This window comes from Paludibacterium paludis (genome assembly GCF_018802605.1).
In the GTDB taxonomy this organism is placed as follows: domain Bacteria; phylum Pseudomonadota; class Gammaproteobacteria; order Burkholderiales; family Chromobacteriaceae; genus Paludibacterium; species Paludibacterium paludis.
In genome coordinates this window covers 3,082,972-3,104,904 of record NZ_CP069161.1, presented here as the reverse complement: position 1 = coordinate 3,104,904, position 21,933 = coordinate 3,082,972, and the positions used below count along the sequence as shown (strand labels likewise).

Annotated in this window: 21 protein-coding genes; 13 read left to right on the top strand and 8 right to left on the bottom strand. The window is 65.5% G+C overall.

Translation table 11 applies throughout. From position 1 onward, the window contains the following. The first annotated feature begins 99 nt into the window (after window positions 1–99). Window positions 100–966 (top strand): flagellin N-terminal helical domain-containing protein, encoded by an 867-nt coding sequence (locus JNO50_RS14215; protein WP_189530534.1) that lies wholly within the window; start codon window positions 100–102, stop codon window positions 964–966. A gap of 52 nt (window positions 967–1,018) precedes the next feature. Here the strand turns inward: JNO50_RS14215 and JNO50_RS14210 are convergent, their stop codons facing one another. Next, on the bottom strand, window positions 1,019–2,650 hold the full coding sequence (locus JNO50_RS14210; RefSeq protein WP_189530536.1) for an ABC-F family ATP-binding cassette domain-containing protein: 1,632 nt from the start codon (window positions 2,648–2,650) through the stop codon (window positions 1,019–1,021). A gap of 356 nt (window positions 2,651–3,006) precedes the next feature. Here JNO50_RS14210 and JNO50_RS14205 point away from each other — a divergent pair, with 356 nt between their 5' ends. The 5 genes from JNO50_RS14205 (at window position 3,007) to fliK (ending at window position 8,398) form a co-directional block, all read left to right on the top strand. Further along, complete coding sequence (locus tag JNO50_RS14205) at window positions 3,007–3,870, top strand: flagellin N-terminal helical domain-containing protein (RefSeq protein WP_189530537.1); 864 nt, start codon at window positions 3,007–3,009, stop codon at window positions 3,868–3,870. 208 nt (window positions 3,871–4,078) lie between these two features. After that, window positions 4,079–4,939 (top strand): flagellin N-terminal helical domain-containing protein, encoded by an 861-nt coding sequence (locus JNO50_RS14200; RefSeq protein ID WP_189530539.1) that lies wholly within the window; start codon window positions 4,079–4,081, stop codon window positions 4,937–4,939. Window positions 4,940–5,134: 195 nt separating this feature from the next. Further along, window positions 5,135–6,001 carry a flagellin N-terminal helical domain-containing protein gene (locus JNO50_RS14195; protein WP_189530541.1) on the top strand — a complete coding sequence of 289 codons (867 nt, stop codon included), beginning with the start codon at window positions 5,135–5,137 and terminating at the stop codon, window positions 5,999–6,001. 195 nt (window positions 6,002–6,196) lie between these two features. Further along, window positions 6,197–7,060 (top strand): flagellin N-terminal helical domain-containing protein, encoded by an 864-nt coding sequence (locus tag JNO50_RS14190; protein ID WP_189530543.1) that lies wholly within the window; start codon window positions 6,197–6,199, stop codon window positions 7,058–7,060. A gap of 78 nt (window positions 7,061–7,138) precedes the next feature. Next, a complete protein-coding gene (gene fliK / locus JNO50_RS14185; RefSeq protein WP_189530545.1) occupies window positions 7,139–8,398 on the top strand; it encodes a flagellar hook-length control protein FliK in 1,260 nt (419 codons plus the stop codon). A gap of 10 nt (window positions 8,399–8,408) precedes the next feature. On the opposite strand, the gene JNO50_RS14180 is transcribed toward fliK, so the two are convergent. From JNO50_RS14180 to JNO50_RS14150, 7 genes are read right to left on the bottom strand one after another with little or no spacing between them, the layout of a single operon-like run. Continuing rightward, window positions 8,409–10,499 (bottom strand): flagellar biosynthesis protein FlhA, encoded by a 2,091-nt coding sequence (locus JNO50_RS14180; RefSeq protein WP_189530547.1) that lies wholly within the window; start codon window positions 10,497–10,499, stop codon window positions 8,409–8,411. Further along, on the bottom strand, window positions 10,496–11,632 hold the full coding sequence (gene flhB / locus JNO50_RS14175; RefSeq protein ID WP_189530549.1) for a flagellar biosynthesis protein FlhB: 1,137 nt from the start codon (window positions 11,630–11,632) through the stop codon (window positions 10,496–10,498). Before flhB ends, JNO50_RS14180 begins: the two co-directional genes overlap by 4 nt. Continuing rightward, the gene (locus tag JNO50_RS14170; RefSeq protein ID WP_189530551.1) at window positions 11,625–12,407 is read right to left on the bottom strand and encodes a flagellar biosynthetic protein FliR; all 783 of its coding nucleotides are present in this window, start codon (window positions 12,405–12,407) and stop codon (window positions 11,625–11,627) included. Before JNO50_RS14170 ends, flhB begins: the two co-directional genes overlap by 8 nt. A gap of 5 nt (window positions 12,408–12,412) precedes the next feature. Further along, entirely contained in the window at window positions 12,413–12,685 is a 273-nt protein-coding gene (gene fliQ, locus JNO50_RS14165) for a flagellar biosynthesis protein FliQ (RefSeq protein ID WP_373298276.1), read from the bottom strand. Further along, the gene (fliP, locus tag JNO50_RS14160) at window positions 12,685–13,443 is read right to left on the bottom strand and encodes a flagellar type III secretion system pore protein FliP (protein WP_189530553.1); all 759 of its coding nucleotides are present in this window, start codon (window positions 13,441–13,443) and stop codon (window positions 12,685–12,687) included. The genes fliQ and fliP overlap by 1 nt, the downstream gene beginning before the upstream one ends. Then, on the bottom strand, window positions 13,440–13,799 hold the full coding sequence (fliN, locus tag JNO50_RS14155) for a flagellar motor switch protein FliN (RefSeq protein WP_189530555.1): 360 nt from the start codon (window positions 13,797–13,799) through the stop codon (window positions 13,440–13,442). Before fliN ends, fliP begins: the two co-directional genes overlap by 4 nt. 3 nt (window positions 13,800–13,802) lie before the next feature. Continuing rightward, on the bottom strand, window positions 13,803–14,678 hold the full coding sequence (locus JNO50_RS14150; RefSeq protein ID WP_189530557.1) for a FliM/FliN family flagellar motor C-terminal domain-containing protein: 876 nt from the start codon (window positions 14,676–14,678) through the stop codon (window positions 13,803–13,805). Window positions 14,679–14,902: 224 nt separating this feature from the next. Here JNO50_RS14150 and fliE point away from each other — a divergent pair, with 224 nt between their 5' ends. From fliE to fliD, 7 genes are all read left to right on the top strand, one after another. Then, entirely contained in the window at window positions 14,903–15,247 is a 345-nt protein-coding gene (gene fliE / locus JNO50_RS14145; RefSeq protein WP_189530559.1) for a flagellar hook-basal body complex protein FliE, read from the top strand. A 30-nt stretch (window positions 15,248–15,277) separates the two neighbouring features. After that, window positions 15,278–16,993: a flagellar basal-body MS-ring/collar protein FliF gene (fliF, locus tag JNO50_RS14140; protein ID WP_229804424.1), complete on the top strand. Its 1,716-nt coding sequence runs from the start codon at window positions 15,278–15,280 to the stop codon at window positions 16,991–16,993. Then, window positions 16,977–18,038: a flagellar motor switch protein FliG gene (locus JNO50_RS14135; RefSeq protein ID WP_189530561.1), complete on the top strand. Its 1,062-nt coding sequence runs from the start codon at window positions 16,977–16,979 to the stop codon at window positions 18,036–18,038. Before fliF ends, JNO50_RS14135 begins: the two co-directional genes overlap by 17 nt. Further along, complete coding sequence (gene fliH / locus JNO50_RS14130; RefSeq protein ID WP_189530563.1) at window positions 18,038–18,742, top strand: flagellar assembly protein FliH; 705 nt, start codon at window positions 18,038–18,040, stop codon at window positions 18,740–18,742. Before JNO50_RS14135 ends, fliH begins: the two co-directional genes overlap by 1 nt. Continuing rightward, window positions 18,739–20,058 carry a flagellar protein export ATPase FliI gene (gene fliI / locus JNO50_RS14125; protein ID WP_189530565.1) on the top strand — a complete coding sequence of 440 codons (1,320 nt, stop codon included), beginning with the start codon at window positions 18,739–18,741 and terminating at the stop codon, window positions 20,056–20,058. Before fliH ends, fliI begins: the two co-directional genes overlap by 4 nt. Next, window positions 20,055–20,486, top strand: a complete 432-nt coding sequence (locus tag JNO50_RS14120; RefSeq protein ID WP_189530567.1) for a flagellar export protein FliJ — start codon at window positions 20,055–20,057, stop codon at window positions 20,484–20,486. The genes fliI and JNO50_RS14120 overlap by 4 nt, the downstream gene beginning before the upstream one ends. Window positions 20,487–20,564: 78 nt before the next feature. Continuing rightward, entirely contained in the window at window positions 20,565–21,914 is a 1,350-nt protein-coding gene (gene fliD, locus JNO50_RS14115; RefSeq protein WP_189530569.1) for a flagellar filament capping protein FliD, read from the top strand. Window positions 21,915–21,933: the final 19 nt, after the last annotated feature.

The window sequence follows — 21,933 nt, the reverse complement described above, 5'->3', positions numbered from 1 at the left end:
AACCGGATGGGGTCGCGGTCCGCCTTGTTACGGTAGAGGCGGTTATCCGTAACGGCGGCCGCCCTTTCGATCCGCTATTCACACCAAGGAGCATGCCGCATGCTGAGTCTGCAAACCAACGTGGCCGCGCTGAACACCCAGCGCAACATGAACGCCACGCAGAACTCCCTGACCACCTCGATGACCCGCCTGGGCACGGGCTTCCGTATCAACTCGGCCGCCGACGACGCGGCGGGCCTGCAGATCGCTACCCGCATGGAAGCGCAAACGCGCGGCATGACCGTGGCGATGAAGAACACGCAGAACGGCATCAGCCTGATGCAGACCGCCGAAGGCGCGCTGAGCGAAGTGTCGAACATCGTGCTGCGCATGAAGGACCTGGCGACCGAATCCGCCTCGGGCGCGGCCAACGACGACGACCGCAAGGCGATGCAGGCCGAGTACGACGCGCTGGGCAGCGAGCTGAACAACATCGTCAAGAACACCGCCTTCGCCGGCCAGGTATTGCTGGACAAGGCCAACGGCAAGCTGAAGGACAAGGTCGACTTCCAGATCGGCGCGTCGAAAGACGAAAAGCTGACGGTTGACGTGACCACCGCCATCGGCGACCTGGATACCAAGCTGGCCGCCGTGTCCAAACAGTTCGGCGCCTCCCCGGCCGCCGGCGCAGAAGTGAAGACCGCTACCGATGCCAACACCAACATCGCTACCCTGAATGCGGCGATCGACACCATCGGCACGCTGCGCGCGGCGCTGGGTGCTTACTCCAACCGTATGGAGCACACCTACAACAACCTGTCGAACATGACCACCAACACCACGGTGGCGCGCAGCCGCATCATGGACACCGACTACGCGAGCGAAACCGCTAACCAGACCTCCAAGCAAATGCTGATGCAGGCCGGTACCGCGATGCTCAAACAAAGCGGTTCCATGAACCAGCTCGTCATGTCGCTGATGCAGTAATCCCGCGCGAGTCGCGCAAGCAAAACGGCCGGGGGCGTCCTCCGGCCGTTTTTTATTCGGGAACCCGGTCGGGCCAGGGCTCCAGCCGCCAGCCGTCCGGTGTCGCCCGCAGACGGTCGGTGAGGCCGATCCGGCCGAGGAACGCTTCATCGTGCGACACCACCAGCAAGGCGCCGCGAAATTGCCCCAGCATGGTTTCCAGCGAACGCAGGGCGTCAAGATCGAGATGGTTGCCCGGCTCATCGAGCAACAGCAGGCGCGCGGGCGGCGCGGCATACAGCGCGAGGGCCAGCGCCGCTTTCAGGCGCTCTCCGCCGCTGAGCGAGCCGCTTGGCCGGACGATGGCCCCGGCACCCAGTCCGAGTTGCGCCAGACGCGTGCGCAGCGCGGCTTCCCCTGCTCGCGGGTTGGCGTCCAGCAACTGCGCGAGCACCGGGCGGGACGGATCGAGGCTGGTCAGTTGCTGGTCGAGCACCGCGCATTCGACATGGCGTTCGCACACACCGCCAAGTGGCGCGAGATGGCCGGCCAGCACCTTGAGGAGCGTGGTCTTGCCGCAGCCGTTCGGCCCGACGATGCCCACGCGGCGCGGTCCGGCGAGAAACAGGCTGAGGCGTTGCATGGCGGCTGGCGCGAACGGCAACACAAGCCCGTCGAGCGTCACGACGCGCTGTTGCGGCGCGATAGCGCTATCGGGGGCGAGCAACGCGATTGCCGTTTCCTCGTCCAGCCGGCTCGCGGCCTCCCGGATCTGCCGCGCCATCGCTTCCCTTGCCGCTTCCTGGCGCTGGCGGAGTTTCCCGGCGGACTGTTCGCTGCGCTCCTTTTGCCGGCCGAGGAGGATGTTTGCCTGATTGGCCTCTTGCCCCAGACGCCGTCCCTTGGCCTGCCGTTGCGCCAGGCGTTCGCGCTCCTCGCGCAGCGCCGTCTCTTCCTGTTTGCGCTCGTGCCGGCACTGTTCGAGATGCCGGACGGCGGCATCCCGCTCCTGCGTCTTGCATTCCTGGTAAAACGAATAGGCGCCGCCATAGCTTCGCAGACCCTGCGCCGACAGTTCGACGGTGCGCGACATCGTGTCCAGCAACGTCCGGTCGTGACTGATCACCAGCAGCCCCTTGGGCCAGCGCGCGAGCCCTTCGGCGAGTTTCTGGCGTTGCAAGATATCGAGGTGATTGGTGGGCTCGTCGAGAATCAGGAAATCGGCGTCCGAGAGTAGCGCGCCGGCCAGCGCCACGCGCATGGCCTCGCCGCCGCTCAGGCGGCTCGCCAGGCTGCGCGGGTGAAGATGCGGGAGATCCAGTTCGGCCAGCATCCGTTCCAGCCGCTGGCGGATGTCCCACCGACCGTCGAGCGTCGCGAAGTCCGCTGTGTCCGTGCCGCCCGCTTCGATGCGTTCGAGCGCATCGAGAATGGCGCCCGTACCGGCAAGATCGGCCACCGTGTCATGATCGGCCGGGGTGATGCGTTGCGCGAGGTAATGCGTCGTGCCGATGCGCAGGTAGCGCCCGGAGGAGGGCGGGAGCACGTCGGCGAGCAGTTGCGCGAGCACGCTCTTGCCGATGCCGTTGCGGCCGACAAGACCGGTGCGCCGGCTGTCGAATTGCTCGGAGAGTCCCGAAAACAGCACAGTGCCGTCGGGCAGGATGAACGATACGTCTTCCAGAGTCAGGAGGGGATGGGCCATGCGTTGCTCCAGTTTCGGATGCCGGAAACTCCCCCTGTGCTCGGGGGACGGGTGGAGGCGGGCCGTCGAAGGACGGCGGCATCAATGGCGCATCGGACGAATACCTCGTGGAGTGACCTGCCGATTGTACAAAGCGCTCGCCGTATTGGCAAAACCGTTGTGGGCTCTGAATGTGGATGCGTTAAATGTAAATTTTCGTCAAGAGGAACTATTTCTCATATAGCAAATGAGTTTAATGGTAAATTTCACATTCTTTTTGATTAAGTCATGCGATGCGGTGGTCGCTTTGTCATGGTGGAGACAGTCGCCGCGGCGCGAATGTCAGTGATAGCCGTCATTTCAGGATCGAATCCACTATGTTGAGTTTGCAAACCAACGTGGCCGCGCTGAACACCCAGCGCAACATGAACGCCACGCAGAACTCCCTGACCACCTCGATGACCCGCCTGGGCACCGGTTTCCGCATCAACTCGGCGTCGGACGACGCGGCGGGCCTGCAGATCGCCACCCGCATGGAAGCGCAAACGCGCGGCATGACCGTGGCGATGAAGAACACGCAGAACGGCATCAGCCTGATGCAGACCGCCGAAGGCGCGCTGAGCGAAGTGTCGAACATCCTGCTGCGCATGAAGGACCTGGCGACCGAGTCCGCCTCGGGCGCGGCCAATGATTCCGACCGGCTGGCGATGCAGGCCGAGTTCGACGCGCTGGGCGGCGAGCTGGGCAACATCATCAAGAACACCGCCTTCGCCGGCCAAGTGCTGCTGGAGAAGAGCTCCGGCAAGCTGGCCAGCGCCGTCGACTTCCAGATCGGCGCGTCGCAAAGCGAAAAACTCACCGTCAATGTCAAAACCAACATCACCGATCTGGATACCAAGCTGACCGCCGCCTCCAAGACCTATGCCGGCACGGGCACGCCCGAAGAGGTCAAGGACAGCACCAAGGCCAACGCCAGCATCAAGTCGCTGAACGAGGCGATCGACGCGGTCGGCACGCTGCGCGCGTCGCTGGGTGCTTACTCCAACCGCATGGAGCACACCTACAACAACCTGTCGAACATGACCACCAACACCACGGTGGCGCGCAGCCGCATCATGGACACCGACTACGCGAGCGAAACCGCGAACCAGACCTCCAAGCAGATGCTGATGCAGGCCGGCACCGCGATGCTGAAGCAAAGCGGTTCCATGAACCAGCTCGTCATGTCGCTGATGCAGTAAGCCATCACGGCTCCATTGGTACAAGGATCGGCAGGGCCGGTCCGGCGCGGGTCGCCGGGCCGGCCCTGTTTTTTGCGCGGGATGTAATTTTTCACACTCGGGGACGCTTAATTCTGCGCGGCGATGGTCCGCCTTATCCGGTTAGAGGCGATCGTCCATGATGGTGGTCGCCCGGTCGATCCGCTATTCACACCAAGGAGCATGCCGCATGCTGAGTCTGCAAACCAACGTGGCGGCGCTGAACACCCAGCGCAACATGAACGCCACGCAGAATTCCCTGACCACCTCGATGACCCGCCTGGGCACGGGTTTCCGCATCAACTCGGCGTCGGACGACGCGGCGGGTCTGCAGATCGCCACCCGCATGGAAGCGCAAACGCGCGGCATGACCGTGGCGATGAAGAACACCCAGAACGGCATCAGCCTGATGCAGACCGCCGAAGGCGCGCTGAGCGAAGTGTCGAACATCCTGCTGCGCATGAAGGACCTGGCGACCGAATCCGCCTCGGGCGCGGCCAACGACGACGACCGCAAGGCGATGCAGGCCGAGTACGACGCGCTGGGCGGCGAGCTGGGCAACATCATCAAGAACACCGCCTTCGCCGGCCAGACGCTGCTGGATCCGGGCGCGGGCAAGCTCAAGGCCGCGGTTGATTTCCAGATCGGCGCCTCGCAAAGCGAAAAGCTGACCGTCGATGTCAGCGCCAACATCACCACGCTGGACACCAAGCTAAAGGCCGCGTCCAAAGTGTACTCCGCGGCGACCGGCGATGACGTAGCGGACAGCGCCAAGGCCAATGCCAGCATCAAGACGCTGAGCGACGCTGTCGACGCGGTCGGCACGCTGCGCGCGTCGCTGGGTGCTTACTCCAACCGCATGGAGCACACCTACAACAACCTGTCGAACATGACCACCAACACCACGGTGGCGCGCAGCCGCATCATGGACACCGACTACGCGAGCGAAACGGCGAACCAGACCTCCAAGCAGATGCTGATGCAGGCCGGCACCGCGATGCTCAAGCAAAGCGGTTCCATGAACCAGCTCGTCATGTCGCTGATGCAGTAATCCCGCGCGAGTCGCGGAACGAAAACGGCCGGGGGCGTCCTCCGGCCGTTTTTTCGTTGTGGGCGCGCGGTGTGATTTTTCACATCCCGACAGACTTAACCGGATGGGGCGGTGGTCCGCCTTGTTACGGTAGAGGCGGCTGTCCATGATGGCGGCCGCCCGGTCGATCCGCTATCACACCAAGGAGCATGCCGCATGCTGAGTCTGCAAACCAACGTGGCGGCGCTGAACACCCAGCGCAACATGAACGCCACGCAGAATTCCCTGACCACCTCGATGACCCGCCTGGGCACGGGTTTCCGCATCAACTCCGCGTCCGACGACGCCGCCGGTCTGCAGATCGCCACCCGCATGGAAGCGCAAACGCGCGGCATGACCGTGGCGATGAAGAACACGCAGAACGGCATCAGCCTGATGCAGACCGCCGAAGGCGCGCTGAGCGAAGTGTCCAATATCGTGCTGCGCATGAAGGACCTGGCGACCGAATCCGCCTCGGGCGCGGCCAACGACGACGACCGCCTCGCCATGCAGGCCGAGTACGACGCGCTGGGCAGCGAGCTGAACAACATCGTCAAGAACACCGCCTTCGCCGGCCAAGTACTGCTGGACAAGACCAACGGCAAGCTCAAGGACACGGTCGACTTCCAGATCGGCGCCTCGCAAGGCGAAAAGCTGACCGTCGACGTCAAGGCCAACATCACGGATCTGGACGGCAAGCTGAGCGCTATCTCGAAACAGTTCGGCGCCTCCCCGGCCGCCGGCGCGGAAGTGAAGACCGCTTCGGACGCCAACACCAACATCAAGACGCTGAACGACGCGATCGATTCCATCGGCACGCTGCGCGCGGCGCTGGGTGCCTACTCCAATCGCATGGAGCACACCTACAACAACCTGTCGAACATGACCACCAACACCACGGTGGCGCGCAGCCGCATCATGGACACCGACTACGCGAGCGAAACCGCGAACCAGACCTCCAAGCAGATGCTGATGCAGGCCGGCACCGCGATGCTCAAACAAAGCGGTTCCATGAACCAGCTCGTCATGTCGCTGATGCAGTAATCCCGCGCGAGTCGCGGAACGAAAACGGCCGGGGGCGTCCTCCGGCCGTTTTTCTTGATTGGGCCGGGATGTGATTTTTCACGTTCCCGCGCATTTAACACCGGGTGTCGGCGGTTCGCCTTATCACCATAGAGGCGGTCGTCACGCGACGTCGTCCGCCTTACCGATCCGTTATCACACCAAGGAGCATGTCGCATGCTGAGTCTGCAAACCAACGTGGCGGCGCTGAACACCCAGCGCAACATGAACGCCACGCAGAATTCCCTGACCACCTCGATGACCCGCCTGGGCACGGGTTTCCGCATCAACTCCGCGTCGGACGACGCGGCGGGTCTGCAGATCGCCACCCGCATGGAAGCGCAAACGCGCGGCATGACCGTGGCGATGAAGAACACGCAGAACGGCATCAGCCTGATGCAGACCGCCGAAGGCGCGCTGAGCGAAGTGTCGAACATCCTGCTGCGCATGAAGGACCTGGCGACCGAATCCGCCTCGGGCGCGGCCAACGACGACGACCGCAAGGCGATGCAGGCCGAGTACGACGCGCTGGGCGGCGAGCTGGGCAACATCATCAAGAACACCGCCTTCGCCGGCCAGACGCTGCTGGATCCGGGCGCGGGCAAGCTCAAGGCCGCGGTTGATTTCCAGATCGGCGCCTCGCAAAGCGAAAAGCTGACCGTCGATGTCAGCGCCAACATCACCACGCTGGACACCAAGCTGAAGGCCGCGTCCAAAATCTATGCCGGCACGACGCCGGCCGATGACGTAGCGGACAACGCCAAGGCCAACGCCAGCATCAAGACGCTGAGCGACGCGGTCGACGCGGTCGGCACGCTGCGCGCGTCGCTGGGTGCTTACTCCAACCGCATGGAGCACACCTACAACAACCTGTCGAACATGACCACCAACACCACGGTGGCGCGCAGCCGCATCATGGACACCGACTACGCGAGCGAAACGGCGAACCAGACCTCCAAGCAGATGCTGATGCAGGCCGGCACCGCGATGCTCAAGCAAAGCGGTTCCATGAACCAGCTCGTCATGTCGCTGATGCAGTAACCGGCGTGTTGCCGCATTGACGCCGACAGCCCGGCAAGCTTACGCTTGGCCGGGCTGTTTTGATTGATGGACCCGACCATGCCCGATTTTCTGCCGGATCCCCTTTCCCTCGTGCCGCGTGGCGGCCCGGACGGTCTTGCCGCGCCATTGCGCCCCGAGATGTTGCGCGATGCGCTGGAGCGGGCCGGCATCAACCCGGTGCGCGGCGATATCTGGCACGTCCGCCTCGAGGGGCACCATCTGGGCCAGCACCTGCTGGTCAGCCTGCGCGATGTCCGTTTCGCCTTCCTGCTTCCTCCCGGTGTGGAGCAGACCTTCCAGCCGGGCGAGACCCTGGCGCTGAAGGTACTGGAGGGCTTCCCCAACCTGTTGCTCGGGCTCATGCTCGCGCAAAGCGGCCGGCCCGGCCCGCTGGTGCTGGCTGGCACCCCCCTGCCGGCCGATCTGGTGATGCAAAGCCTGCTGGCCTTCGCCGATGCGCCGGCGCTGCGCATCCTGATGGACCACATCACGCCGCTCGCGCCGACCCCGGGGCAGTTTCATGCGATGCTCAAGCAGATGGCGCTCAACAGCGGCATCGGCTATGAAGCCCTGCTCGCCGCCTGGCGGCGCGGCGACGTGCCGCGCGAAACACTGGCCGCGCAGCCGCAGATGCTGCTGACCGAGCCACGCCCGGAGAGCCTCGCGCTGCTGCGCGACCCCTCGCGGGGAAAAAACCGCCTGATCGACGCCGACGTGCTGGCGCTGGTCGAGCGCCTGTATCCGGAGTCGTCGCCGTTGCGCGTCTTGATCGAGCGCCAGCTGGAGGTGGTGGCGCGTCAGGCGGTGCAGTTTCCGCTGTTCGGCTGGGGAGTGCCGCTCATGGTGCGGCTCGAGGAATACCAGGGGATGGACGACGGTCCCGCGCCGGTGCCGCCGGTGTGGAGCATCGTGCTCGAGTGGCGCGACGAACGGGCCGGGCGCCTGCGCGCGCGCTTCATCGCGCGGGCCACGGGCGTCGCCGTGCAGATGTCGGCCGAAGAGGAGGGGACGCGTCACTACCTGCGCGAGCACCGGGCGGCGTACGCCGAACGGCTCGCGGAAAACGGCTTGCAACTGGCCGGCTGGCTGGTGATGGATGCCTTGCGGGAAAACCCCCGGCCGCCCGTGGCGCCGGGCCTGCCGGCGCCGCACCGCGGGGTGGCCGGTCTGGCGCGCGACGCGCGTTCGGCCGGCTTTACCGTGCACGACAGCGAGGCCTTGCTGACCCTGCTGCTCAGGCTCGACTGGCGGCGCATGCTCTCCGAGACCCTGTGCCTCGCCGCCGGCCTGTTCGTCGACTGGCTGCGCCGCGCCTGACGCGCGAGGATCAGCCGAGCGTGCCGACGATGCTCACTTCGCGGTTTTCCGCGATCTCGTTGTAGGACAGCACCACCAGTCCGGCGGCGAACAGGCGGGCGTAGCGCGCGAGGATCGGGCGGATCTGCGGCATCACCAGTAAGACCGGCGGTGTGCCCATCTGCTTCATCTGCTCGCGGATCACCGGCATGTTGATCTGCAATTGCGAGAGCATGTTCGGATCCACCGGGAAGCTGTCCAGCATCACCTTGCCCGCTTGCTGCGCCTGGCTGAGCGAGGAGAGCAGCATGTTTTCCAGTTCGGCGGTGAGGTTGAAGGCGCGCAATTCCGTGCGCGCGCCGAGCACCGACTGGCAGATCTGCCGCTTGAGCGCGCAGCGCACGTCCGCGGCCAGCATGATCGGGTCGCGCGTCACTTCCACGCTGTCGATCAGCGAGGTGGCGATCGGCACGATGTCCTTGAGCGACACATGCTCGTTCAGCAGATAGCGGTACACCTTCAGCTGTTGCGCCGGATTGAGCGCCGTCTCGAGGTTTTCCGCGAGCTTGGGCGCGAGGGCCGCGAGGCGCTGGTTCAGCGCCAGCACGTCGTCGTGGCGGAACAGCTCGGGCAGATAGTCGCGGATCACTTTGTTGATATGGGTGGCCAGCACGCTGGCGCAATCGACCACCTGGTAGCCGAGGCTCAGCGCGTGGGCCTTGTCCTCGGGCAGAATCCAGGTGACCGGCATGCCGTAGGCCGGATCGGTGCCGAGAATGCCGTCAAGGCCGCCGTACACCTCGGGGGAGGGAATGGCCATCAGGCGGTCGGCGTGCACCTCGCTCTTGCTCACCGGCACGCCGTTGAGCAAGAGCGCGTACTCGGAGGGCTTGAGCTTCAGATCGTCGCGGATGCCGATTTCCGGCAGCAGGATGCCGAATTGTTCGGAGGCGCTTTGCCGCACGCCGCGCACCCTTTTTGTCAGCGGCGCGCCCTGGGCGTTGTCGAGCAGGCTGACCAGCTTGTAGCCGAGCGATACCGACAGCACGTCCACGTAAGGCAGGCTGGTCCAGTCGAGCGCCGGCTCGCCGCTCTTGAGCAGCGTCTGGCCGATCGCTTCGTGATCGGACGTTTGCGGCGCGTTCTTCAGGTTCTTGTCCAGACGCCATCCCACATACGCGAGAAGCGCCGCGAATCCCAGGAAAGTCGGGTAGGGCATGCCCGGGATCAGCGCCAGGATGAACATGATGCCGGCGGCGGTGTACAGGATGGACGGCGAGGAGAGCATCTGCCGGCCCATCAGCGACTCCATGTCGCCGGTGTCGCTCACGCGGGTGACGATGATCGCGGCCGAGGCGGACAGCAAGAGCGCCGGGATCTGGGCGACCAGGCCGTCACCGATGGTCAATAGCGCGTATTCGCGGAACGCGTCGGCCAGCGGCAGTTTGTGCATCAGCGTGCCGATCGCCACGCCGCCGATCAGGTTGATCAGCAGGATCAGGATGCCGGCGATGGCATCCCCGCGCACGAATTTCGAGGCGCCGTCCATCGCGCCGTAGAAATCCGCTTCCATGGCGATCTCGCGGCGGCGCTGCTGGGCCTTGTCCTGGGTGATGAGCCCGGCGTTCAGATCCGCGTCGATCGCCATCTGCTTGCCGGGCAGGGCATCGAGGGTGAAACGCGCCGACACTTCGGAAATCCGTTCCGCGCCCTTGGTCACCACGATGAAGTTGATGATCATCAGGATCACGAACACCACCAGACCGACCACGAAGTTGCCACCGATCAGCACCTCGCCGAACGACTGGATCACCCGGCCGGCCGATTGCCCGCCCTCGTGGCCGTGCAGCAGCACCACCCGCGTCGAGGCGACGTTCAGCGTCAGCCTGAGCAGCGTGGACATCAGGATCACCGTGGGGAACACGGAGAAGTCGAGCGTGCGCCGCGCCGAAACACTGACCAGGATGACGATCACCGCCAGCACGATGTTGAAGGTGAACAGCACGTCCAGCGCCAGCGGCGGCAGCGGCAGGATCATCATGGAGAGGAGCGCCAGCAGCAGAATCTGCGTGGCGGCCCTGTGCTTCTTCAGAAGGTCGATGAGCGTGGTCAAGGCATTCATGGCTTGGGTTCCGAGAGGTCTCGTGGGACGGCAAGATCCGTCGGGAAAACAGGGGCGCTGTCGCGTCGGCCATCACGGAAGGCCTTAAGCTGCAGCACATAACTGAGTACGTAGGCGACCGCCTTGTAGAGGGCGGCCGGAATCTGCTGGTTGACGCGGGTGGTGTGGTAGACCGCGCGCGCCAGCGCCGGCACCTCCAGCACCTCGATTTGGTGGCGCGCGGCGATGGCGCGGATGGCCTGCGCCGTTTCGTCGGTGCCCTTGGCGACGATGTACGGCGCCTCGGCGAGCGACTCGTCGTAGCGCAACGCGACCGCGTAATGAGTCGGGTTGGTCAGAATCACGTTGGCGGTGGGCACCGTGCGCGTGAGACCGCGCTGCGCGATCTGGCGCTGCAACTGGCGGATGCGGCTGCGGATTTCCGGCTTGCCCTCGGTGTTCTTCATTTCCTCGCGGATTTCCTGGCGGCTCATGCGCAAGGAGCGCTGGAAGAAGAACGCCTGCAGGGGCACGTCGATCACGGCGAACAGCACGAACACCATCGCGTAGGCGAAACACAGGTCGTAGACCAGCAGCGCGCCGCGCGAGACCGCGTCCGGCGTGGACAGCGATTGCAGGCGCATGAAGTCGGCGAGGTGACGGCGGCTCAGCCAGAACAGCACCGTGCCGAGCAGCAGGGCCTTGGCGATGGACTTGACCACATCGGTGAGGCGCTGCGCGGAAAACAGCCGCGCGAAGCCGGACAGCGGGTTGATCCGCGACAGGTCGGGTTGCCACTGCTGCGGCGAGAACAGCCAGCCGCCGGGCAGCATCGAGGCGACGACGATGGCGGCGGGGATGACCAGCAGCGGCAGCACCATCTTGGCCAAGAGCACCAGCGTGCCGGTGAACAGGACCGACCAGGCGTTCTCGAGCGCGCCGTCGGCGTCGAGGGTCGGCATCGACAGCATCAGCAGCGACCGGAAGTCGTTGAGCAGACCCGGCGCCATCAGCGCGAGGAGCTTGAGCGAGACGAGCAGGCCCACCGCCGCGGCCACTTCCTTGGAGCGCGCGACCTGGCCTTTTTCCCGGGCCTTGCGCAGCCGCTGGGGGGTGGCCTTTTCGGTTTTCTGTTCGGAGCCGGCGTCAGCCATGCGGCGCTCCCGCGAGGCGGATGGCCAGCATGTCGAGGATCTGGCCGGTCAGCCGCACATAGTGGTCCGGCAGGGTATGAAACACCGTGGCGAGCGCGGCGAGGCCGAACAGCGTGACCAGCGGAAACCCCAGCGAAAACAGGTTGAGGGTCGGCGCGACGCGGTTGAGGAGGCCAAAGCCCAGCTGCACCACGAAGGTCGAGAAAATCACCGGGATCGACAGCAACAGCGCGGCGGACAGCATCCAGGCGACACAGCCGGCCAGACGCCCGAGCGAATCGGTCGGCAACCCGCCGCCGATCGGCCAGAAGGTGAAGCTGTGGTAGACCACATTGGTCACCACCAGATGCCCGTTCAGCGCGAAGAACATCAGCGCGCTGAACAGGAAAAAGAACTGGGTGATCACGTCCGAGCTCGTGCCGTTGCCCGGGTCGTTCATCACGGCCATCGACAGACCCATCTGCGAGGACACCATGAATCCGGCCAACAGCAGCGCGCCGTGCACGAAGTAGAACAGCATCCCGAAAATCAGCCCGATCACCACCTGTTCGAGGGCGAGCGCCACGCCGGCGAGCGACAGCGGGTCGGTCTGCGGCATGGCGAGCCCCGAGGGCAGGGCGACCACCGCCAGGATCGCGCACACCAGAATGCGCGAGCGCACCGGGATCAGCACGTCGCCGAGGATGGGCGCGGCGGCGAAAGTGGCGGCGAAACGGCAGAACGGCCACCAGAAGCCCGTCAGGAGCGCCATGAGTTCCGGCATCGGCACGGGCATGGCGGCTATCCGAGCTGAGTCGCGGCGCGGTGGAAGATGTCGACGCAGAAATCCATCAGATAACCGGTCATCCATTTGCCGGCCACGCAAATGATCAGCAGCGTCACCAACAGGCGCGGCAGGAAGCTCAGGGTCTGCTCGTTGATCTGGGTCGCCGCCTGGAACAGGCTCACCAGTACACCGACGATCAGGCTTGGCAGCACCAGCACCACCACCAGCAGCATGACCACATGCAGGCTGTCGGTGACCAGGTCGACGGCGATATCGGGGGTCAGCATCAGTAGGCCTGCACGCTGGTGACTAGGGTGTTGACGGTCAGCGACCAGCCATCCACGAGCACGAAGAGAAGCAGCTTGAGCGGCAGGGAGATGACCAGCGGCGAGAGCATCATCATGCCCATCGCCATCAGCACGCTGGCGACCACGAGGTCGATGACCAGAAAGGGGATGAACAGCATGCAGCCGATCTGGAACGCGGTTTTCAGTTCACTGAGCACGAAGGCGGCGAGCTTCACCGGAAAACTGTGATCCGCCGGTTTGGCGATGTCCTTCTCGCCCGACAGCGCGGCGATCTGGGCGAGCGCCGCCTTGCTGGTCTGGGCGAGCATGAAGCGCGAGATCGGCGCCTGGGCGCGCTCTAGCGCCAGGGTCATGGGAATCTTGTCCTGGTCGTAGGGCACGAAGGCGTTGTTCCAGATGTCGAGGCCGACGGGGCGCATCACCAGCAGGGTGAGGATCAGCGCGATGCCCGTCACAAGCCGGTTCGGCAGGCCCTGCTGCAGGCCCAGCGCCTGGCGCAAGAGCGACAGCACGATGACGAAGCGGGTGAAGCTCGTCATCATCAGGAGCAGCACCGGCAGCAGACCCAGCAGGGTCATCAGCACCAGGATCTGGGTCTTGACCGTCAGATCCTGCCCGCCGGCGCCCTGCGCCACCGACAGCAGCGTCAGGTCCTGGGCGAAGGCGGGGGAGGCCGCCAGCGCGGCGAGGCCGAGCGCGGCCAGATGCCGGACGCCCGGCCTCGGAAAGCGGCTCATGAGGACAGCAGCCCCATGTCGAGGTTTTCCAGTTCGACGACGCGCAGACCGTAGTTTTCGCCGACCACCACCACTTCGGCGCGTCCCACGCGGGTACCGTTGATCTTGATGTCCAAAGGCTCGCCGGCGTGCTTGTCCAGTTCCAGCACAGAACCGTGCTCGATGGCGAACAGTTCGGACAGCGGGATTTCCACGGCGCCGACTTCCAGCGTCAGGGTGACGGGAATCTTGCGCATGAAGGGATTGAGGTCGCGGCGCGGCGCCGGTTGGGGCGCGGCGGCTTCCTCCGCTTCGGGAAGGTTGCCCAGGGTGTCGTCCAGCGCCGATTCCAGGTCGAAATTCTCGGTCAGATCCATCCGTTACTCCACATCATCAAAGGCGGTGAGACACAATTTGCCGGCGTTGTCCGCGACGCTCGCGGTGAACAGCCGGGATTTGCCGACATGAACGTCGGCGCGGTTGCGCATCTGGGCCGGAACGATGTGTCCGACCTTCAGGTCGAGCACATCGCCCAGCGGCATGTCCAGGGAAAGCAGGGAGACCGACAGGCGCACGCGGATCTCTTCGTCGAGCGCGAACGCCGGGGCATTGTCGCGGGCGGCCTTCACCGGCCGGTTGTCCGCGAGCGCGCGCATCAGAAGATCGAACAGCCCGTCGTCCAGGCGCACGGTGACGCGGCCTTCGCACTGGCGGCCGTCGTCGGCCAGCGTGATGACGATTTCGAACGCCTGGTCGGTCTGGATGCCCGGCTGACCGCTGCGCACGGGCGGGGTGGCCGGCAGGGCTTGCCCGGTCAGGCGCGCCAGGGTGCCAAGGCACACACCGGCGATGTCGGCACCAAGGTGAGCCATCAGCCTTTGTTCCGTTTCGGTGGCCGGCACGGTTTCGGGGTCGGCGGCGGGCGTCTCCTCGCTCCAGCCATTGCCGTAACGGTAATCGAGCAGACGCAAGAGCAGGATGCGGTCGATGGCGACATCGATCAGGCCCCGCTCGTGGGTATAGCGCTGCATGCTAAGACGGGACATGGATTCCGATGGCCTGCCGCAGCTGGCGCCGCGCATGGCGAAGCGCGCATGGTAGCGGCGGTTCAGGCGTTGGCCGAGAAAAAGGTCGACATCGTCCTGCAAGGCTTGCGTGAAAGCCGGCAGCAGGTGAAACGGCCGACCCAGCGTTCTCGGATCCAGGGCGTCCAGTCGACGTCCCTCGTGCGGCGCGATGAGCTTGCTTTTGGGCATACAGACACTTGTCGGCAAAGGTGGAGACGAACCCCCCGCGAGGGGCATTTGGGCGATGTCGCATCTTACTGAACCGACCGGCCTTGGGTAAGCCGTCGACAGGGGTGAATTTTCACGGGTTGATTTGTGAATATTTACAAATGTCTGCCAATTGCGTCCGAGTAAACTCGGTGGCCATTGCCAAGAGCTGCCAGAACAATGACTGGCCAATTCCCGGGGGAAACATGAAAAGTGAAATCGGCGGCCTGATTCTGGGCGATAAAGCGACCATTCTGGGCGAGATGTCGCGCATCGGCGCACGGGCGATCGCGCCGGCCGCTCAGACCCTCACGGGAAGTTCGGCGGCGCCGGTGAGTTTTTCCGACAGCCTGTCGGCCGCGGTGCGCTCGGTGGACGCCGCCGAGCGCAAGGCGAGCGACAAGGTCGCCGATGTCGAAAGCGGCAGAAGCGACGATCTGGTCGGCGCGATGCTGATGACCCAGGAAGCGAACCTGTCGTTCTCGGCGCTGGTCCAGGTCCGCAACAAGCTTGTCGGGGCGGTCGACGACCTCATCAAGATGCCTGTTTAACTGTTTCCCCTGTCAGATCGAGAGTATTCCGTGCTTGAAAAGATCAAGGCCAGACTGGCCGGACTCAAGACCGCCGAGGGCGGCCCGGGGCTGCCCGGTTTGCCCGCCTGGCGCTCCCTGATGCCGCTCGTGGCGCTCGCGGTGGTGGTCACGCTGCTCGTCATGGTGTGGGTGTGGCGCGACGAAAGCCGCTACCGCCCGGTGTTCGGCGCCCGGGAGAAAGTCGCCATGGCCGACATGATGGCCGTGTTCGACGCCGAACACATTCCCTACCGGCTGCATCCGGAAACCGGCCAGGTGCTGGTCCCGGAAAACCAGTTGGGCAAAGTGCGCATGCTGCTGGCCGCCAAGGGCATCACCGCGCAATTGCCGGCCGGTCTTGAACTTCTTGACCACAACGATCCGCTGGGCGTCAGCCAGTTCGTGCAGGACGTGCGCTTCCGCCGGGGGCTCGAAGGCGAACTGGCCCAGAGCATCATGACGCTCGACCCGGTCGAGTCGGCGCGCGTGCACCTGTCGATCGCGCGCTCCACCTCCTTCGTGGTCAGCGATGGCGAAAAGAGCTCCGCCTCCGTGGTCATCGCGCTCAAGAGCGGCAATCACCTCAATCCCGAGCAGTCCGCCGCCATCGTCAAGCTGGTGGCCGGCAGCGTCTCCACGCTGGACCCGCAGCGCGTCACCCTGGTCGACCAGGCCGGCAATCTGCTCTCCGCCCAGCTCGATCTGACCGAGGGCGCGGCCGCTTCCGCGTCGGACAGCCAGGCCTCGCGCCGCTACCGCGACGAGGCGAAGATCAATGCGGCCGAGCTGCTCGCGCCGGTGCTCGGCGGCGACAACTTCAAGGTCAGCGTGACCGCCGAGGTGGATAACGACCGCGTCGAGGAAACCCGTGAGAAGTACGGCGAAGCGCCGAAGATCACCAACGAGGCGATGCGCGAGGAACAGGCCCGCGACGGACAGGCTCTTGGCGTGCCCGGTTCGCTGAGCAACCGCCCGGCCACCCCGGCCGACGCTTCGTCGCCGGCGGCCGACAATGGCGTGTCCAACAAGAAGAACGCCATGACCCGCCAGTACGCCTATGACCGCAGCGTGCTGCAGATCAAGCGCGCGCGCGGTTCGTTGCGCTCCTTGCATGTGGCGGTGCTGGTCAACGCGGCCATGGCGCCGGATCGCAAGACCGGCTGGACGCCCGAACAACTCGGTCATTTCGACCGCTTGCTGCGCAATGGCCTCGGCATCAACGCCGCGCGCGGCGACACCCTGGTGGTGACCGCGATGGCCTTCCCGGGCCGCGCCGCCGCCGAACCGTGGTGGATGGATCGCGGGTTGTGGTTCGACGCCGCGGGCTACCTCGCCTGGGCGCTGGGCCTGTTGATCGGCTGGTTCGTCGTGGCGCGTCCGTTGCTGCGCTGGATCAAGCCCTGGCTGCCGCGCCCGCCCGCGCCGCCCGGCCGCGCCGCGCCGGACGTCCGGCTGGCGATGCCCGCCGCCTCGGCCCTCGCGGCCGACGGCTCCGCCGAGATTCCGCGCGGGCTTGCCGCCAAGACCGCGGCCAAGGCCGAGCCGCGCTCGGCCGGTCTGTCGGCCGCGCCGGTGGTGCCGCTCCTGGACGGTTATGATCTTCCTCCCGCCGGCTCGTCGGTCGACGTGCTGGTCGAGCACCTGAAAATGCTCGCCAGCAAGGAACCCGAACGTGTCGCCGAAGTCGTCAAACAATGGGTACAGAGCCATGGACGAAGTGCTTGATTCTCCCGCCGCGCCGGCCTTTTCGGCGCCCTCCGCCAGCCCTGCCCAGCAGCCGGCCGGTCCGACCCCCATCGAGCAGGCGGCCATCCTGATGCTCAGCATGGGCGAGGAACCCGCGGCCAACGTGCTGCGCTGCCTGTCGCGCGAGGAGCTCCTCGAGGTGACCCAGGTGATGTCGCGCATGAGCGGCATCAAGGTCGATACCGTCAAGAGCACCATCCAGCGCTTTTTCGACGATTATCGCGAGCAAAGCGGCGTGCATGGCGCGTCGCGCGCCTTCCTCAAGCACTCGCTGGATCTGGCGCTGGGCAGCGACATCGCCAATAGCGTGCTCAACAGCATCTACGGCGATGTGATCCGCCCGAAGATGGCCCGCCTGCAGTGGGTGTCGCCCAAGTGGCTGGCCGACCAGATCGCCAACGAGCATGCCCGCATGCAGGCGCTGTTCCTCGCTTTCCTGCCGGCCGGCCTCGCTGTGGACGTGATCGAGGCGCTGCCCGTGGAGTGCCGCGACGCGGTGCTGCTGAGCATCGCGCGCCTGAAGGACGTGGACCGGGACCTGCTCGATGAACTCGATGAACTGGTCAACCGCAGTCTGGAAAGCCTGCACACGCAGAGTACCTCGGTCGAGGGGGTGCAGCAGACCGCCGACATCATCAACCGCCTGTCGGGCGACCGTCAGCGCATGATCGAACTGATGCGCGCGCGCGATCCGGACCTGATGAACGAGATCGAATCGCGCATGTACGACTTCTTCGTGCTGTCGCGCCAGACCGAAGTGGTGCTCACGCGCATCATCGAGGAAGTGCCGCTCGAGCAGTGGGCCATCGCGCTCAAGGGCGCCGAGCCCGCGGTGCGCAGCGCCATCCTCAATTGCATGCCGCGCCGCCAGGCGCAGAGTTTCGAGCAGATGATGCGCCGGCTCGGACCGGTGCCGGTCAGCCGCGTCGAACAGGTCCGCACGGAAATTCTCGCCGCGGTGCGCGAACTGGCCGAGGCCGGTGAAATCGACCTGCAATTGTTCTCCGAGGATGTACTCGAGTAATGGCGCCCGGCATCCGACTGTACAAATTTCCGCCGCTGGCCCGGCTTGACGCCCCCGCGGGCGATACCGGATCGCACGCGATCGATGCCCAGGCGCGCCTGGAAGAGGGGTACCGCCAAGGCATGGACAGCGGTTACCGCGAAGGCCGCGAGGCCGGTTTCGCCGAGGGCCGCGAAGAAGGCCGCGACGAGGGCCGCCGCGAAGGCCTCGAGGTGGGACGGGCCGAAGCGCTGGAGGCGGTGCGCCGCGAGTTCGCCGCCGCCATGGCGCCGGTCGATGCGCTCCTGGCCGAATTGCGCCGTGTGCAGGCCGACTACAAGACAGCCATGCGCCGCGAGGTGGTCGACCTGGTCGGCAAGGTCGCCTCGCAGGTGGTGCGCTCCGAACTGGCGCTCAAGCCGGTGCAGCTGCTGTCGCTGGTCGACGAAACGCTGGCGACGCTGCCCGGCACCCATACGGATGTGCAGGTGTTCCTCAATCCGGAAGAATGCCAGCGCATTCAGGAACTCGCACCGGAGCGGGCCGCCAAATGGACCCTGATCCCGGATGCCCGGCTCGGCTACGGCGAGTGCCGCGTGCAGGCCGGCGACGCCGAGGCCGACGCCGGTTGCCAGCAGCGCCTCGAGCGCTGCATGGACCGGGTTCGCGAGCAACTGCTCGGCGATCCCGATGCCGAACAGGAAACGGACGATACCCTGCCATGACGCTATTGAGCGAAACCCTGAGAGGTCTGGATCTGGACGACATCCCGGTGGCGCGTGTCACCGGGCGTCTTGTCGGCGTCTCGGGATTGCTGCTCGAAAGCGTCGGGTGCCCCCTGGCCACCGGTCAGCGCTGCCGCATCGAAACCGCGGACGGCGACTGGCTGCTGGCCCAGGTGGTGGGCTTCCGCCGCGATGTCTCTTTTCTCATGCCGTTCAAAAAACCGGTCGGTCTCATCACCGGCGCCCGCGTGGTGCCGGAGGAGAGCGAAACGGATCTCATGATCGGTCCGCAATGGCTCGGACGGGTGGTCAACGGGCTGGGCGAGCCGATCGACGGCCGCGGCCGCCTGACCGGCGACCATCCGCTGGCGCTGCATCCGCCGCGCGTCAATCCCCTGAAAAAGCGTCCGGTCACCGAGGCTCTCGATGTGGGGGTGCGCGCCATCAACAGCGTGCTGACCCTGGGGCGCGGACAGCGTGTCGGCCTGTTCGCCGGCAGCGGGGTGGGCAAGAGCGTGCTGCTTGGCATGATCACGCGCGAGACCGCCGCGGACGTGGTGGTGGTCGGTCTGATCGGTGAGCGCGGCCGCGAAGTGCGCGAGTTCATCGAACATTCGCTCGGCGAGACGGGGCTGGCCCGCGCCGTGCTGGTGGTGGCGCCCGCGGACGAGTCGCCGCTGATGCGCCTGCAGGCCACCGAGCTGTGCCATTCCATCGCCGCCCATTACCGCGACCAGGGGCGCAATGTGCTGCTTCTGGTCGACTCCCTGACCCGCTACGCGATGGCGCAGCGGGAACTGGCGCTGGCGCTGGGCGAGCCGCCGGCCACCAAGGGCTATCCGCCCTCGGTGTTCGGCATGCTGCCGCAGCTTGCCGAGTGCGCCGGCAACGGCGAATCCGCGCAAGGCAGCATGAGCGCGATCTACACCGTGCTCGCCGAGGGCGACGACCAGCAGGACCCGGTGGTCGACACGGCGCGCGCCATCCTGGATGGCCACATCGTGCTGACCCGGGAGCTGGCCGAAAGCGGCCACTACCCGGCGATCGACATCGCCCAGTCGGTGAGCCGCTGCATGTCGCATGTCGCCGCGCCCGAGCACCGCGCCGCCGCCCGGGAATTGAAAGAGATGGTGGCGCGCTACCACAAGGTGCGCGCGCTGATTCCGCTGGGCGGTTATGTGCGGGGGGCCGATCCGGCCACCGACCGGGCGGTGGATCTGTTTCCCCGTATCGAGGCCCTGCTGCGGCAGGATGTGCACGAGCCCGCGCCGCTGGCGGACTCGGTGTCCCGACTTGAAGGGTTGTTCGCATCATGACCGAATCCGACCTGAAAAGCCTCGCGCTGCTGGCCCAGTTGCGCGGGCGGGAAATCGAAGACATGGAGGTCAGCCTGGCCAGAAAAGAGCAGCTTGGCCAGCGCTACCGCAAGAACATCGACACCCTGACACGGCTGAGCCAGGCGCGCGCGCCAGAAACGGTCGCCGATCCGGTGCTGTCGATGAACCTTGGCCAGTACAAGGGCGTGCTGCTGACCGTGATGCAGGAGCAAAAGCGGGATCTGGCCCTGCATGAAATGGACATGGCGGCCGATCGCCAGGTGCTGTTCGCCGCCTACCGCAAGAATCAGGGCATCCACGAGGTGCTCGACAGCGAGGCGGCGCGCCATCGCAAGGCGCGCGAGGACCGCGAGCAAAAACGCACCGACGAGGTCGCGGGCCAGCGCTGGAACAGGGGGAAGATGTGATTATTCACAGTGTTTTCAGGATGACCGCGCCACGGTCGCTCTTTATCTTCTGACTATTCGGATTCTACGGAGGGCGACATGGCGATTTCCGATATCAATCCGGCGCAGTATGCGACGCAACTGGCCGACAACTTCACCTTCCTGGCGCAAAAGCGTGTGACCGGGCGGCAGAGCGATGCCAAAGCGCAGCGCGACGGCCTGGCGCAATTGCAAAAGGCGATCCAGGACTTCCGTTCGGCGGCGAACGGCATGTCACTGAAAAAATCCGCGGTGGCGCGTACCGTGACCTTCGACCGCGAAGGCATCGCCACGGCCAGCGCGACCGCCAAGGCCGCGTCGGGCAGCTACTCCCTTTTCGTTGAAAAGATCGCCACAGCGAGCCAGATGGCGTACTCCAACATCGGCGGCGTGGCGCCGGGCGCCGGATCCTTCGAGGTCAAGCTGGCCGGCGGCAAGTCGTTCTCCATCGACCTGTCCCGCGCCGACGGCAACGGCGACGGCACCGTGACGCCGGATGAACTGGCGCGCGCGATCAACAGCAATCCGCAAAACACCTCGCTGGTCAGCGCGGTGCTGGTTTCGGTCGGCGGCAAGACGCAATTGATGCTGACCAGCCAGCAAACCGGCGCGGACCAGCGGATCAGCATCGACACGAGCAAGCTTAACGACAGCGCGCTGGCCGCCTCCCTGGGCGCGCCGACCACGCTGTCCGCCGCCGATGACGCGGTGATCTGGCTGGGCGCGCAGGGCAGCGGCCTGCGCATGCAGCAAGGTTCGAACAACTTCACCGGTATCACCGGCGTGGCGCTGACGCTGACGCGCGCCATGAAAACCGGCGACACGCCGATGAATGTGACGGTGGCGAACGACACCGCCAACACCAACAAGAACGTGCAGACCGTGGTGGACGCGTACAACACGCTCAAGTCGACGCTCGACAAGATGCTGGACCCGGGCAAGCCCGCCGACAAGGTGCCGCCCGGCCCGTTCGCCGGTGACAGCGCCATCCAGGGGCTGCGCAGCAAGCTTGGCCTGTTGATGCGTCAGGCCTTCAACGGCCAGAGCCTGGTGTCGCTCGGCGTCTCCAGCGACCGCAACGGCCAGTTGAACCTGAACACCACCAAACTGCAAAAGGCGCTGACCCAGGATCCGTCGGTGCTGGACGCGACGCTGTTCGGCGCGGACGGCAAGTCGGGCCTGCTCAATGCCTTCACGTCGTACACCGATACCTGGACGAACGTGACCAACGGCTTCATCAAGCAGCGCCAGGACGGCCTGACCAGCGTGCAAAAATCGATCGACCGCGAGCAGGAACGCATCACCGAGCAGCACGATCAGGCGTACAACCGCTACCTTGCGCAATTTACCCGGCTCAAGTCGATGCAGGACAACATGGCCAAGACCCTGGACATGCTGAACAACCTTTGACAGCCGCGAGTGTTAACCC